Here is a 13,382-nt window from a genome sequence, read left to right on the forward strand (position 1 = left end):
GAGCACCGGGCGGCTGCCCGGCGGCGCTGGGAGGAGGCGTACGACGAGCAGCAGGAGGAGCTGACCCGGCTCCGCGCCGCCACCCGGATCGACACCTCGGCGATCGCCCCCAACCGGCCGCCGCGCGACAACGACAAGCACATCTACGGCTTCAAGGGCGCGCGGGTCGACCGGACCCTGGCGCGCCGCAAGAAGGACGCGGAGCGGCGGCTGGACGTCGCCGAGCGCGAGCAGGTGCGCAAGCCGCGCCCGCCTTTACGGCTGCGGGCCTCGCTGACGGGCCACGGTGCTGCCGGGCGGGTGGTGCAGGTCCGCGGCCTGGAGGTGACCGGCCGGCTCGCGGTGGGCCGGCTGGACGTCAGGGCGGGGGAGCGCCTGCTCGTCTCGGGCCCGAACGGGTCGGGCAAGTCCACGCTCCTCGGGGTGCTGGCCGGCCGGCTCGCCCCCACGACGGGCTCGGTCGTCGTCACCGCCCGTCGGGTGGCCGAGCTGGTGCAGGACGTGCGCTTCGGCCACCCGGAGCGCAGCGCCCGGGCGACGTACGACGCACTGGTCGGGGAGGACCGGGCGGCGGAGGTGCCGCTGCGGGAGCTCGGGGTCCTGCCACCGGACCGGCACGCCACCCCGGTGGGTCTGCTCTCGGTCGGTCAACGCCGCCGGCTGGGTCTCGCGGTGGCGATCGCGTCCGAACCCGACCTGCTCCTCCTCGACGAGCCGACCAACCACCTGTCCCTGGCGCTGGCGGGCGAGATCGAGGACGCCCTCGCCACGGCCTCGGGGACCGTGGTCGTCGCCTCGCACGACCGGTGGCTCCGCCGGCGGTGGGACGGCGCGGAGCTACGGCTGACGGCGGCTCAGGTCCCGGGCGCGGTGTAGGTGAGCCCGGACGCCTTCGCCAGGATCCCGCCGAGATCGCCGGACTCGACCAGCTCATGGGTCTCAAGGTGGCTGAAGGCGCCGCTGCTGGTGACCGCGAGGCTGACCGCCGTCACCGTGCCGGAGTCGGGCGCCTCGACCACCGTGAAGCCGTCATAGGCGCTGCCGAGCATGAGGTAGTAGCTCTCCATGCTCCCGCCCGCGGACTCGCACAGGGAGCGGACCACCGCGGCCCGGTCGCTGGGTGTGTCCATCAGCGACTTGATCGCCTCGGGACGGAACGTGAAGAACACGACGTACTTGGACATGGGCTGACCCCCGTGGTGAACGGCCGGGCGGGGCGTCCGGCGCTGAGGCCAGCGTGTTCCCGTGCGCACACCGGCGCAAGGGCCGTGGCGGGTGCAGGGTGTTGGTCAGCGATCGACGGCGAGACCGAGCCAGTCGCCGAGCGCGGTGATCTCCGCGTCGACGGTCTTCGTCATCGCCTTCGTGAACCGCACGTCCTCGTGGACGGCGTCGACGAAGAACCGGCCGGCCTTCCGGTCGGCGGTGGCATCGAGCTTCCCCACGAGCCGGTCGCCGTGCAGGATCGGCAGCGCGAAGTAGCCCCACCGTCGCTTGGCCGCAGGCTTGTACATCTCGAGGACGTAGTCGAACTCGAACAGGTCCTCCATGCGCACGCGGTCACGGGTGACCGGGTCGAACGGCGAGAGCAGCGCCGTACGTCCCGCGAACGGCAGGCCGAGCTGGGCAGGGTCGACGCGCCACTCGCCGTCGGTGCCCTCGACCACTGCCGGCTCGCCCGCATCGCCGACGTGGATCGGCTCGCCGGGGAGGACCGTCCCCTTGGCCCGGGCGATGCCGAGGCCGCGCAGCCGGCGCTCGTTCCGCAACGCCAGCGCCTGGTCGCTCGGCACCGGCTCGACCCCCCTGGGATAGACCCGCTCGGCCAGGTCGTACTTCTTCTGCGTGCCCTTCCGGCCGTTCACGGCCACCTCGCCGCGTGACAGCAGGCAGGACAGCATCATCCGGACGTTGCGGTCGACGTTCCACCCCGACGACTGCCACGGCACCTGCGCGGTGGCGTGGACGTCGCGCGAGGGGAGTGGCCCGTCGGCGTCGAGCACGTCGAGCACCTCGTTGCGGAACAGCTCGTTGGCCTCGAGCCAGTCGCGCGTGCCGTCCCACGGCGGCCAGGTCTCCATGTCGGCGAGATGCAGCGTCAGGTCGGCCATCGGCCGGATGCCGTCGGCATCCTCGTAGAGCTCACGTTCGGCCAGCAGGTCGTCGAGATCGCGCGGCTCGTACGCCGACCCCAGCCGCGACCAGCAGACCAGGTCGTAGCTCGGGGCGATCGCCCTGGTCGGCTCGACCGGCAGCGCGGTCAGGCGCTCGACCACGCTCATCAGATCGGTCGGGCGCGCGGCGTCCAGCATGGTGGCCCGGACCACGATCCGCCGGGCGTCGGCCCGGGTCAGCTCGTGCACCAGGCGGTCGGGGGGCGCCATGGCGGCGACGCTAACCGACGCCGCGGACGGACCGCCGACCGTAATCCGGTTGTGTGGTGGACCGGACGCCGATTCACTGACCGCGATGCAGATCACCTCAGGAGCCGCGCAGATCGCCGCGGACGAGCACGGGAGCGGTGAGCCGGCCGTCCTCTTCATGCACGCCGGCGTGACCGACCAGCGCAGCTGGCAGCACGTCGTCGACCGGTTGCCGGACCACCGGTGCCTGACCTACGACCAGCGCGGCTACGGCCGGACGACGTACGAGCGCGAGGACGGCTGGTCCGGCGTGGGTGACGCGGTGGCGGTCCTGGACGCGTACGACGTCGACTCCGCCGTGGTGGTCGGTTGCTCGATGGGTGGTCGGGGCTCGCTCCACCTCGCGCTCACCCACCCCGAGCGGGTGCGCGCCCTGGTCCTGATCGCCCCGGCGGTCAACGGGGGCCCGGCGGAGGAGTACGAGCCCGAGGTGGACGCGCTGAGCGACGCCCAGGATGCCGCCTTCGAGCGCGGCGACCTCGACGAGGTCAACGAGATCGACGCCCATGTCTGGCTGGACGGGCCACTGGCCCCGCGCGGCCGGGTCGGCGGAGCCGCGCGCGAGCTCTTCCTCGACATGAACCGGATCGCACTCGAGGCGGAGGACCCGGGCGAGAGGGGCGACGGCGTGGAGGCCTGGGACCGGCTGGGCGAGATCGCCGTCCCGACCCTGCTGATGATCGGCGAGCTCGACCTGCAGTACCTCAAGGACAATGTGGCCCACGCGGTCGCCCACCTCCCCGACGCCCGCCTCGTCGAGCTCCCCGGAGTGGCCCATCTGCCCCAGCTCGAGGGCGACGAGCGGATGATCTCCGAGCTCGCGGCCTTCGTGGCGGCGCTCCGCCAGGACGGTCGCCCGCGCCCCGGCGCGGAGTCCGACGTACGGACCGCCGACTGCTAGGGTCGGCCTCGCTCGACATCCTTTAACGATCCGTCCCGTGAGGCGGAGAAGGAGGCCCGAGGTGCACCGTCGTGCCACCAATGCCGCTCTGCTCGTCCTAGAAGACGGCCGGGCCTTCCGCGGGGAGGCCTACGGCGCCGAGGGCGAGACCTTCGGTGAGGCGGTGTTCGCCACCGGGATGACGGGCTACCAGGAGACTCTCACCGACCCGTCGTACCACCGCCAGGTCGTGGTGATGACCGCCCCCCACATCGGCAACACCGGCCTCAACGACGAGGACCCCGAGTCCTCGCGCATCTGGGTGGCCGGGTACGTCGTGCGCGACCCTGCCCGGGTGCCGTCCAGCTGGCGCGCGCGGCGTCCGCTCGACGCGTCGCTCCGCGACCAGGGAGTCGTCGGCATCTCGGGCATCGACACGCGTGCCCTGACCCGCCACCTTCGCGAGCGGGGCGCGATGCGGGTCGGCATCTCCTCGACCGAGACCGACCCGGCGGCGCTGCTCGAGCGGGTGCGGGCGTCGGCGGAGATGGCCGGCGCGAACCTGTCCGCGGAGGTCTCCACCACCGAGCCGTACGTCGTGCCCGCGGTCGGCGAACGGCGCCTGACCGTGGCCGCGCTCGACCTCGGGATCAAGGCGAACACCCCGCGGATGCTGGCCGAGCGGGGCGTCGAGACCCACGTGCTGCCGGCCTCCGCGACTCTCGACGAGGTGCGCGCGACCCGCGCCGACGGGCTCTTCTTCTCCAACGGCCCCGGCGACCCGGCGGCAACGACCCGCCAGATCGAGCTGCTGCGTGGTGCGTTGACAGAGGGGATCCCCTACTTCGGTATCTGCTTCGGCAACCAGCTCTTCGGCCGGGCGCTCGGCTTCGACACGTACAAGCTCACCTACGGTCACCGTGGCATCAACCAGCCGGTGCTCGACCGCACCACGGGCAAGGTCGAGGTGACCGCGCACAACCACGGGTTCGCAGTCCGGGCGCCTCTCGACGCCGCGACGCCGACTCCCTTCGGCGAGGCGACGGTCTCGCACGTGTGTCTCAACGACGACGTGGTCGAGGGGATCGAGCTCCGCGACGACTCCGGTCGGCTGAAGGCGTTCTCGGTGCAGTACCACCCCGAGGCCGCCGCCGGCCCGCACGACGCGGCGTACCTCTTCGACCGCTTCTGCGACCTGATGTCGGGGTCTGCCACATCGGCGCGATCGCGCGGTTATGACAGTCGATCGGGCCCAACACCTGTCACAACCGCGCGATCGCGCGGAAACGGCAACCCAGGAGAGAGCATCTGATGCCGAAGCGCAGCGACATCTCCAGCGTCCTGGTCATCGGCAGCGGGCCGATCGTGATCGGGCAGGCCTGCGAGTTCGACTACTCCGGCACCCAGGCCTGCCGGGTGCTGCGCGAGGAGGGCATCCGGGTGATCCTGGTGAACTCCAACCCCGCCACGATCATGACCGACCCGGAGTTCGCCGACGCGACGTACGTCGAGCCGATCACGCCGGCGTTCGTCGAGCAGGTGATCGCGAAGGAGCAGCCCGACGCCCTGCTCGCGACCCTCGGCGGCCAGACCGCGCTGAACTGCGCGATGAGCCTCGCCGCGGCCGGTGTCCTCGAGAAGTACGGCGTCGAGCTCATCGGCGCGAGCATCGAGGCGATCGAGAAGGGCGAGAACCGTGAGTCGTTCAAGCGGGTCGTCGAGGGTCTGCCCGCCGAGTGGGGTGCGGAGGTCGCGTCGTCTGCGATCTGCCACTCGATGGACGACTGCCTGGCCGCCGTCCTGGACCTCGGCTACCCGGTCGTGGTCCGCCCCAGCTTCACCATGGGAGGCGCCGGGTCCGGATTGGCCTACGACGACGAGGACCTGCGCCGCATCGCCGGGCTCGGTCTCTCGCTCAGCCCGACCACCGAGGTGCTCCTGGAGGAGTCGATCCTCGGCTGGAAGGAGTACGAGCTCGAGGTGATGCGCGACCGCGTGGACAACGTCGTGATCGTCTGCTCGATCGAGAACCTCGACCCGATGGGTGTGCACACCGGCGACTCGATCACCGTGGCGCCCGCGCTGACCCTCACCGACCGCGAGTATCAACGCCTCCGCGACATCGCGATCGGCGTGATCCGCGAGGTCGGGGTCGACACGGGTGGCTGCAACATCCAGTTCGCGGTCAACCCGGTCGACGGACGGATCGTGGTGATCGAGATGAACCCGCGGGTCTCCCGCTCGAGCGCCCTGGCCTCCAAGGCGACCGGCTTCCCGATCGCCAAGATCGCGGCCAAGGTGGCGATCGGCTACACGCTCGACGAGATCCCCAACGACATCACGACCCGCCCCGACGGCCAGAGCACGCCGGCCAGCTTCGAGCCGACGCTCGACTATGTCGTGGTGAAGGTGCCGCGGTTCGCGTTCGAGAAGTTCCCGGGTGCCGACCCGACGCTGACCACCCACATGAAGTCGGTCGGCGAGGCGATGGCGATCGGCCGCAACTTCACCGAGGCCCTTCAGAAGGCCCTGCGCTCCCTGGAGAGCCCGAACGCCGTCTTCGACTGGCACCAGGAGTACGTCGACCTCGACAAGGAGGCGCTGCTCGAGGCCGTCCGGGTGCCGCACGACGGTCGGCTCAAGCTGGTGATGGACTCGATCCGCGCCGGCGCGACCGCGGACGAGATCTTCGAGGCGACCCGGATCGACCCGTGGTTCGTCGACCAGCTGGCGCTGATCAACGAGGTCGCCGCCGAGGTGACCGCCGCCGACGAGCTCGCGCCCGACCTGCTCCGGCTGGCCAAGCGGCACGGCTTCTCCGACGCCCAGATCGGCAAGATCCGCGGGATGACCGCCGACGTCGTGCGCGGCGTCCGGCACGCGCTCGGCATCCGGCCGGTCTACAAGACCGTCGACACCTGCGCCGCCGAGTTCGCCGCCGCTACGCCGTACCACTACTCGACGTACGACGAGGAGACCGAGGTCGCGCCGCGGGAGCGTCCGGCGGTGATCATCCTCGGCTCGGGTCCGAACCGGATCGGGCAGGGGATCGAGTTCGACTACTCGTGTGTCCACGCGAGCCTGGCGCTCGGGTCGGCTGAGGGCGGTGCCGGCTTCGAGACGATCATGGTCAACTGCAACCCCGAGACGGTGTCGACCGACTACGACACCTCCGACCGCCTCTACTTCGAGCCGCTGACCCTCGAGGACGTCCTCGAGGTCGTCCACGCCGAGCAGCAGGCCGGGCCCGTCGCGGGCGTCATCTGCCAGCTGGGCGGCCAGACGCCACTGGGCCTCGCGCAGGGACTCGCGGACGCCGGTGTCCCGATCGTCGGCACCACGCCCGAGGCGATCCACCTGGCGGAGGAGCGCGGCGCCTTCGGGCGGGTGCTCCACGAGGCGGGACTGACCGCACCCCTGCACGGGATGGCGTCGTCGTACGACGAGGCGCAGGCCATCGCGGCCGAGATCGGTTACCCGGTGCTGGTGCGTCCGTCGTACGTGCTCGGCGGCCGTGGCATGGAGATCGTGTACGACGACGGGGCGCTCGAGGGCTACATCGCCCGGGCGACCGCGATCAGCCCGGAGCACCCGGTGCTGGTCGACCGGTTCATCGACGACGCGGTCGAGATCGACGTCGATGCGATCTTCGACGGAGACGAGCTGTTCCTCGGCGGCGTGATGGAGCACATCGAGGAGGCCGGGATCCACTCCGGTGACTCCTCCTGCGCACTGCCACCGATCACCCTGGGCGACCGCGAGATCGACCGGATCAGGCAGGCGACCGAGGCGATCGCGCGCGGCGTCGGGGTGCTCGGGCTGATCAACATCCAGTTCGCGCTCGGCTCCGACGTGCTCTACGTCCTCGAGGCCAACCCGCGCGCCAGCCGCACCGTGCCGTTCGTCTCGAAGGCGACCGCCACCCCGCTGGCGAAGGCCGCCGCCCGGGTGATGATGGGCGACTCGATCAAGCAGCTGCGCGCGGAGGGCCTGCTGCCCGCGGCCGGCGACGGCGGCGCGCTGCCGGGCGACTCGCCGATCGCGGTCAAGGAGGCGGTGATGCCGTTCAACCGCTTCCGCCAGCCCGACGGCCGTTACGTCGACACGGTGCTCGGCCCCGAGATGAAGTCCACCGGTGAGGTGATGGGCTTCGACGCCGACTTCGGCCGCGCCTTCGCGAAGGCCCAGGCCGCGGCGTTCGGGCCGTTGCCGACGTCCGGCAAGGTGTTCGTCTCGATGGCCAACCGCGACAAGCGGTCGATGATCTTCCCTATCAAGGTGCTGGCCGACCTCGGCTTCGAGATCCTCGCGACGCAGGGCACCGCCGACGTGCTGCGCCGCAACGGGGTGCGGGCCGCGGTGGTCCGCAAGCACTTCGACGGCACCGGCCCGAACGGCGAGCCGACGACCGTGCAGCTGATCGCCGACGGCGATGTCGCCCTCGTCGTGAACACCCCCCACGGCTCGGCCGGCAGCGGCGGCTCGGTGCGCGTCGACGGGTACGAGATCCGCACCGCCGCCGTCCGTGCGAACGTCCCGTGCATCACCACCGTCCAGGGCCTGGGTGCGGCGGTGCAGGGGATCGAGGCCCGCATCCGCGGCGACATCGGCGTCCGCTCGCTCCAGGACTGGGCCGTCCGGTGACACCCGCAACGTCATACGTTCCGGTCGCTAGAACGACCAGTTCGTATGACGTCCGACGGGGGCGCGGCGCGTGACGACGTACGACGTGCTCTTCCGGTCGGTGTTCACCCGGATGGACCCGGAGCGGGCCCACCGCCTCGGGTTCCGGGCGATCCGCACGGGTCGCGGCGTCGCCCGAGCCATCGTCAAGGTCCCGCCGTCACCGGTCGACGCGATGGGGCTGACCTTCCGCAACCCGCTCGGCCTGGCCGCGGGCTTCGACAAGAACGCCGTCGGGATCGACGCACTCGGCGCGCTCGGCTTCGGGTTCGTCGAGGTCGGCACCGTGACCGCACTGCCGCAGCCCGGGAATCCTCAGCCGCGGCTGTTCCGGCTGCCGCAGGACCGGGCGATCGTGAACCGGATGGGCTTCAACAACGACGGCGCCGAGGCCGTGGCCGCGCGGCTCTCCCGCCGCGCGGCACGGCTCGACCGCCGAGACCGCCGCCTGGTCGGTCGGATCGGGCAGCGCCCCACCCAGCGTCCGGTGCTCGGGGTCAACATCGGCAGGTCGAAGGCGGTCCCGGAGGACGACGACCAGGCAGTCCTGGCGGACTACGCCACGAGCGCGCGCCTGCTCGCGCCGTACGCCGACTACCTGGTCGTCAACGTCTCCTCTCCCAACACGCCCGGGCTCCGGTCCCTGCAGGCGGTCGAGCGGCTCGGCCCGCTCCTCGACGAGGTACGCCGGGTGTCGGACGACGCCGCCCACCGCCCGGTCCCGCTCTGCGTGAAGATCGCCCCCGATCTCGCCGACGACGACGTCGTGGCCATCGGCAGGCTCGCGCGCGAACGCGGTCTCGAGGGCCTGATCGCGACGAACACCACGATCTCGCGCGACGGCCTGCTCACGCCGACCGCGGACGTGGAGGCCGTCGGGGCCGGCGGCCTGTCCGGGCCGGTGCTGCGCCGCCGCTCGCTGGAGGTGCTGCGCCTGCTCCGTTCCCACGACCGCAAGATCGCCGTCTTCTCGGTCGGCGGCGTCTCGAGCTCGCACGACGTACGCGAGCGGCTGAACGCGGGCGCCACCCTCGTGCAGGCCTACACCGGTTTCGTGTACGGCGGGCCCCTGTGGCCGCGCCGGGTGGTCGGCGGACTCGGCGAATGACGAATCCGGCGACCACAACGGTGACCGGGCCGGTCCATGTCACCGCCGAGGTGCTCGCCACGAAGACCGCCGGCGCCTACCAGCACCTCAGCCTGGTGGCGCCCGGCGTCGGAGAGCGCTCGCGGCCGGGCAGCTTCCTGGCCGTCTCGGTCGGTGACGGACACCTCGCCCGCCGGGCCTTCTGGATCCACCGCGTCGGCCCGATGGGCGGCCATCGGGCCGTGGTCGAGATCGTCGTGGAACAGCGCGGGCCCGGCAGCCGGGCCCTGGCCGCTCTGCCGGCCGGTGCGCCGGTGGAGGTGACCGGGCCGCTCGGTCGCCCGTTCGCACTGCCGCGCGAGCCGGCCCGGTGCCTGCTCATCGGTGACGGGTACGCCGCGGCCGCCCTCACCACCCTCGCCGAACGGCTCCGCGAACGCGGCTGCGGGGTGCGCCTGGTCCTCGGTGGCGCGGACGACGCCCACGTGCTCGAGCCGCTGACCGCGCGGCGCAGCGTCGGACAGGTCGAGGTCGCCGTGGGAGACCTCACCGCCGCGGTGCTCCGGGCGCTCCCCGAGGCCGAGGTGGTGTACGCCGCAGCCTGGCCGGAGACGCAGCGCTTCGTCGCCGACGCCGTCGCCGGGACCGAGGTCAGCTGCCAGGTCGCGCTCGAACGACCGCTGACCTGCGCCACCGGGCTCTGCCACGGGTGCCCGGTCCCGGTCCTCGACGACCAGGGGGCGCCGCACGTCGTCCGCGCATGCGTGGACGGACCCGTCTTCCGAGCCGGCCGCGTCGACTGGAAGGCGCTCACGTGAGCGACTGGCCCTTCACCAACCCGGTGCTGACCGCGTCCGGCTGCGGCGGCACCGGCCGCGACCTCGCGGCGTACGGCGAGCTGGCGGCGCTCGGCGGTTTCGTGACCCGGTCGGTGACGCTCCAGGAGCGTCCGGGCGGCGCCGAGCCGCGGATCGTCGAGTCACCGAGCGGGTTGGTCAACGCGATCGGCCTGCAGAACCCCGGTGTCGTCGGGTTCCTCCGCGACGAGCTGCCGGCCCTGCTCGATCTCGGCGCCTCCGTCGTGGTGAGCATCGCCGGCCACTCGCTGGGGGAGTACGCCGAGCTGGCGCGGACCCTCGGGCGCACCGACGGCGTGGTCGCCCTGGAGGTGAACCTGTCCGTGCCCGACCCTCTCGGCAGCGGGCTCTTGGACGCGCGGGAGCCGTTCCAGGCCGGGAGCGTGGTCGGATCCTGCCGGCGAGACCTCCGCGCGGGCATGCTGCTCCTGGTCAAGCTGCGCAGCGACGTGACCCGGGTGGCCGAGACCGCGCGGGCTGTCGTCGAGGCGGGCGCCGACGCGGTGGTCGTCGGCAACGCCCAGCCGGCCGCGCTGCCCGACGGTCGGGCGGGTGGCCTCAGCGGCTCGGCGATCCGGCCCCAGTCGCTGCGGTGCGCGGCGGAGGTGGCCCGGGCCCTCCCCGAGACGCCGGTGATCGGGTGTGGCGGCATCATGGACGCCGACGACGCCCGCGCGTACCTGGCCGCCGGGGCCTGCGCGGTCCAGGTCGGCACCGCGCTCTTCCACGATCCGACCACGGCGTTCCGGATCGCCCAGGAGCTCGAGAGGCCGACGGAACCAGCTGCTGGGAAGGACGACCGATGACCACGTTCGGAGCACGGCTCCACGACGCCATGCGCGCCCGCGGCCCGCTCTGCGCCGGGATCGACCCCCACGCCGGGCTGCTGCGGGCGTGGGGGCTCGACGACGACCCCGCCGGCCTCGAGCGGTTCGCCCTGACCGCCGCCGAGGCGCTGGCTCCTCGGGTCGCGGTGGTCAAGCCCCAGTCGGCCTTCTACGAGCGGTTCGGCAGCCGCGGCATCGCCGTGCTCGAGCGCCTGATCGGGATGTGCCGGGACGCCGGCGCGCTGGTGCTCCTCGACGTGAAGCGCGGTGACATCGGGTCCACCAGCCAGGCGTACGCCGATGCCTACCTCGACCCGGCTTCCCCGCTGGCCGTCGACGCCGTCACGGCCAGTCCCTTTCTCGGCTTCGGGTCGCTGAGCCCGATGGTGGAGGCGGCACAGAAGCACGACGCCGGCCTGTTCGTCCTCGCCCTCACCTCCAACCCCGAGGGTCGCGAGGTCCAGGAGGCGCGGGTCGGCGACGCCACCGTCGCCGACGTCGTCCTCGACCACCTCCGCGCCCTCAACGACGGGGCCGACCCGATGGGCTCGTTCGGCGCGGTCATCGGCGCGACCATCGAGCGGGGGAGCCACCGGCTCGACATCAACGGCCCCGTCCTCGCCCCCGGGTACGGCGCACAGGGCGGCACGGTCGACAACCTGCGCCGGATCTTCGGCGACGGCGCCCGCCACGTGCTCCCGAGCACCTCTCGCGAGCTGCTCCGGGAAGGACCCGAGGGGCTGGCCGACGCCGCCGACCGGCTCAACGACCGGCTCCGCGAGCTCGCCGGATGACCCGTCGGCCGGCCACCGCGGCCGCCACGCTGCTCGTGCTGTCGGTGCTCGCCGGCTGCGGCCATGGCCAGAGCTACTGCGACGCGGTCCAGGACCATCAGTCCGACCTCGGGTCGATCGTCAGCGGCGGCGACCGGGGGGCGCTGATCCAGGCGCTGCCGATCTTCGAGGACCTGCAGGGCAAGGCCCCCGACGACGTGGCGGACGACTGGGGGCTGCTGGTGACGCGGATCAAGGCACTGGACACCGCGCTGAAGGACGCCGACGTCGACCCCGCGACGTACGACGTGAAGCACCCGCCGGCCGGCCTCAGTGCCGAGGACCGCGGGCTGATCCGACGAGCGGCGGCACAGCTCGCGGCGTCGGACACCCAACAGGCGTTCGCGACGGTGCAGCAGGAGGTCCTCGACGTCTGCCACGTACCACTGGAGGTATGAGGCCCGCCGCGCCGTGGCGTGGCGGCGGATCCGAGACGAGAGGCCGCATTGCTGACATCTCGTCGGGGTGACTAGATTGGCCCGGTTCGTCCGATCACCTAAAGAGGTTGGCCCGTGGCTCTTCCACCCCTGACCCCCGAACAGCGACAGGCAGCCCTCGACAAGGCGGCTTCGTCGCGACGGGAGAGGGCCGAGGTCAAGAACCGTCTGAAGAACTCCGGTGCCTCGATCTCCGATGTGCTCCACCAGGGCCAGCAGAACGATGTGATCGGCAAGATGCGGGTCGTCGACCTCCTGTGCTCGATGCCCGGTGTCGGCAAGGTCCGGGCCAAGCAGCTGATGGAGCGGATCGGCATCGCCGAGAGCCGTCGGGTGCGCGGGCTCGGGTCCAAGCAGGTGGCGGCTCTCGAACGCGAGTTCGCGCCCGGCGAGTGAGCGGGACCGACCCCGCGGCGAACGGCGCGCGTCGTACCCGACTGACCGTCCTGGCCGGCCCCACCGCCGTCGGCAAGGGCTCGGTGTCGGCCGACATCCGGTCGCACCACCCCGAGGTCTGGATCTCCGTCTCGGCCACCACCCGGGCGCCGCGACCGGGCGAGCAGGACGGTGTGCACTACCGGTTCGTCTCCGAGAAGGAGTTCGACCGGATGATCGACGAGGACGAGCTCCTGGAGTGGGCGGTCGTGCACGGTGCGGCCCGCTACGGCACCCCGCGCGCGGCGGTGGAGGAGATGCTCGCCGCCGGCCGCCCGGCCCTCCTGGAGATCGACCTGCAAGGGGCGCGGCAGGTGCACGCCGCGATGCCGGACGCGGTGATGGTGTTCCTGGCCCCGCCCTCGTGGGAGGAGCTGGTCAGTCGCCTCGTCGGCCGCGGCACCGAAGGGGAGGAGGAGCGCGAGCGCCGGCTCGCCACCGCACGGCTCGAACTGGCCGCCGAGGGCGAGTTCGACGTGACCATCGTGAACACACGGATTCACGATGCCGCCGAGGAGTTGGTAGCCTTGATGGTCGGGCGACCTGGCCCTTCCTGACTCCAACTCTTTGTGAGGCTGCTGCGTGTCTGCCCCCACCCCCGCTGCCGAGGGCGTGACCAACCCCTCGATCGACGACCTGCTGACCAAGACCGACAGCAAGTACAAGCTGGTCCTCTACAGCGCCAAGCGCGCGCGGCAGATCAACGCCTACTACTCCCAGCTCGGCGAGGGCCTCCTCGAGTACGTCGGTCCGCTCGTCGAGACCCATGTCCAGGAGAAACCGCTGTCGATCGCGCTCCGCGAGATCAACGACGACCTGCTGACGTGTGAGGACGTCGACCCGGCCGAGCTGGCCGCCGAGGAGGAGGCCCGCAAGGCCGCCTCCCTCGAGTCCGGCTTCTCGGCCGAGTGAGCCGACCT

General features: G+C 72.1%; 14 protein-coding genes. 12 read left to right on the forward strand and 2 right to left on the reverse strand.

What is annotated here, in order from left to right; genetic code table 11:
• A partial coding sequence (locus VGJ24_RS14700; RefSeq protein ID WP_331501381.1) for an ATP-binding cassette domain-containing protein occupies positions 1-876 on the forward strand: 876 nt, incomplete at its 5' end.
• Here the strand turns inward: VGJ24_RS14700 and VGJ24_RS14705 are convergent.
• Both VGJ24_RS14705 and VGJ24_RS14710 read right to left on the reverse strand, forming a co-directional pair.
• On the reverse strand, positions 855-1,184 hold the full coding sequence (locus VGJ24_RS14705; protein ID WP_331501382.1) for a GYD domain-containing protein: 330 nt from the start codon (positions 1,182-1,184) through the stop codon (positions 855-857). The genes VGJ24_RS14700 and VGJ24_RS14705 overlap by 22 nt on opposite strands.
• Before the next feature lie 105 nt (positions 1,185-1,289).
• Positions 1,290-2,384, reverse strand: coding sequence for a DNA glycosylase AlkZ-like family protein (locus VGJ24_RS14710; RefSeq protein WP_331501383.1), 1,095 nt, complete (start codon positions 2,382-2,384; stop codon positions 1,290-1,292).
• An 85-nt stretch (positions 2,385-2,469) separates the two neighbouring features.
• Between VGJ24_RS14710 and VGJ24_RS14715 the strand changes: the two genes are divergently transcribed.
• From VGJ24_RS14715 to rpoZ, 11 genes are all read left to right on the forward strand, one after another.
• Entirely contained in the window at positions 2,470-3,324 is an 855-nt protein-coding gene (locus VGJ24_RS14715) for an alpha/beta fold hydrolase (protein ID WP_414691093.1), read from the forward strand.
• A 61-nt stretch (positions 3,325-3,385) separates the two neighbouring features.
• Entirely contained in the window at positions 3,386-4,615 is a 1,230-nt protein-coding gene (carA, locus tag VGJ24_RS14720) for a glutamine-hydrolyzing carbamoyl-phosphate synthase small subunit (protein ID WP_331501385.1), read from the forward strand.
• A complete protein-coding gene (gene carB / locus VGJ24_RS14725; protein ID WP_331501386.1) occupies positions 4,615-7,947 on the forward strand; it encodes a carbamoyl-phosphate synthase large subunit in 3,333 nt (1,110 codons plus the stop codon). The genes carA and carB overlap by 1 nt, the downstream gene beginning before the upstream one ends.
• 70 nt (positions 7,948-8,017) lie before the next feature.
• Positions 8,018-9,094 (forward strand): quinone-dependent dihydroorotate dehydrogenase, encoded by a 1,077-nt coding sequence (locus VGJ24_RS14730; protein WP_331501387.1) that lies wholly within the window; start codon positions 8,018-8,020, stop codon positions 9,092-9,094.
• Complete coding sequence (locus VGJ24_RS14735; protein WP_331501388.1) at positions 9,091-9,891, forward strand: hypothetical protein; 801 nt, start codon at positions 9,091-9,093, stop codon at positions 9,889-9,891. The genes VGJ24_RS14730 and VGJ24_RS14735 overlap by 4 nt, the downstream gene beginning before the upstream one ends.
• A complete protein-coding gene (locus VGJ24_RS14740) occupies positions 9,888-10,736 on the forward strand; it encodes a nitronate monooxygenase (RefSeq protein WP_331501389.1) in 849 nt (282 codons plus the stop codon). Before VGJ24_RS14735 ends, VGJ24_RS14740 begins: the two co-directional genes overlap by 4 nt.
• Positions 10,733-11,551 (forward strand): orotidine-5'-phosphate decarboxylase, encoded by an 819-nt coding sequence (gene pyrF, locus VGJ24_RS14745; RefSeq protein ID WP_331501390.1) that lies wholly within the window; start codon positions 10,733-10,735, stop codon positions 11,549-11,551. Before VGJ24_RS14740 ends, pyrF begins: the two co-directional genes overlap by 4 nt.
• A complete protein-coding gene (locus tag VGJ24_RS14750) occupies positions 11,548-11,988 on the forward strand; it encodes a hypothetical protein (protein ID WP_331501391.1) in 441 nt (146 codons plus the stop codon). Before pyrF ends, VGJ24_RS14750 begins: the two co-directional genes overlap by 4 nt.
• A gap of 114 nt (positions 11,989-12,102) precedes the next feature.
• Positions 12,103-12,423 (forward strand): integration host factor, actinobacterial type, encoded by a 321-nt coding sequence (mihF, locus tag VGJ24_RS14755; protein WP_331501392.1) that lies wholly within the window; start codon positions 12,103-12,105, stop codon positions 12,421-12,423.
• Positions 12,420-13,019 carry a guanylate kinase gene (gmk, locus tag VGJ24_RS14760; protein ID WP_331501393.1) on the forward strand — a complete coding sequence of 200 codons (600 nt, stop codon included), beginning with the start codon at positions 12,420-12,422 and terminating at the stop codon, positions 13,017-13,019. Before mihF ends, gmk begins: the two co-directional genes overlap by 4 nt.
• Before the next feature lie 25 nt (positions 13,020-13,044).
• Positions 13,045-13,374, forward strand: a complete 330-nt coding sequence (gene rpoZ, locus VGJ24_RS14765) for a DNA-directed RNA polymerase subunit omega (RefSeq protein ID WP_331501394.1) — start codon at positions 13,045-13,047, stop codon at positions 13,372-13,374.
• The last annotated feature ends 8 nt before the right edge of the window (positions 13,375-13,382 follow it).

It is taken from the genome of Nocardioides sp. (assembly GCF_036493135.1).
Lineage (GTDB): Bacteria > Actinomycetota > Actinomycetes > Propionibacteriales > Nocardioidaceae > Nocardioides.

Bases quoted from the DNA above. Each gene is read 5' to 3' on its own strand.
- VGJ24_RS14705 (WP_331501382.1), bottom strand. From the start codon at position 1,184: ATGTCCAAGTACGTCGTGTTCTTCACGTTCCGTCCCGAGGCGATCAAG.
- VGJ24_RS14710 (WP_331501383.1), bottom strand. From the start codon at position 2,384: ATGGCGCCCCCCGACCGCCTGGTGCACGAGCTGACCCGGGCCGACGCC.
- VGJ24_RS14715 (WP_414691093.1), top strand. From the start codon at position 2,470: ATGCAGATCACCTCAGGAGCCGCGCAGATCGCCGCGGACGAGCACGGG.
- carB (WP_331501386.1), top strand. From the start codon at position 4,615: ATGCCGAAGCGCAGCGACATCTCCAGCGTCCTGGTCATCGGCAGCGGG.
- VGJ24_RS14735 (WP_331501388.1), top strand. From the start codon at position 9,091: ATGACGAATCCGGCGACCACAACGGTGACCGGGCCGGTCCATGTCACC.
- pyrF (WP_331501390.1), top strand. From the start codon at position 10,733: ATGACCACGTTCGGAGCACGGCTCCACGACGCCATGCGCGCCCGCGGC.
- VGJ24_RS14750 (WP_331501391.1), top strand. From the start codon at position 11,548: ATGACCCGTCGGCCGGCCACCGCGGCCGCCACGCTGCTCGTGCTGTCG.